Consider the following 257-nt stretch of genomic DNA (forward strand, 5'->3'; position numbering starts at 1 on the left):
GGATCGGTGGAGTCGGCCTGGTCGGAGCGCACGGCGCCGACCGATGCTTCCGCACTGATCTGCTTGGAGAACTGCAGCGGGGTGCGGGTGATGATGTTGACGGTACCGGTGGTGCCGCCGCCCTGCAGCTTGGCCTGCGAGGACTTGTTCACTTCCACCGTGCTGACCAGTTCCGACGGCAGCAGCGAGTAGCTCACGCTGCGGCCGACGTTGTTGCCCTGGCTGGGCACGAACCAGTCGGCCGGGCCGTCGCTGTG

Annotated in this window: 1 protein-coding gene; it reads right to left on the minus strand. The window is 67.3% G+C overall.

The window, feature by feature from the left end:
• Positions 1-257: hypothetical protein (locus KVS69_RS19835; protein WP_217539815.1), on the minus strand; the 257-nt coding region annotated here is incomplete at both ends.

The sequence above is a fragment of the Stenotrophomonas sp. GbtcB23 genome, assembly GCF_019091045.1.
Taxonomy (GTDB): domain Bacteria; phylum Pseudomonadota; class Gammaproteobacteria; order Xanthomonadales; family Xanthomonadaceae; genus Stenotrophomonas; species Stenotrophomonas rhizophila_A.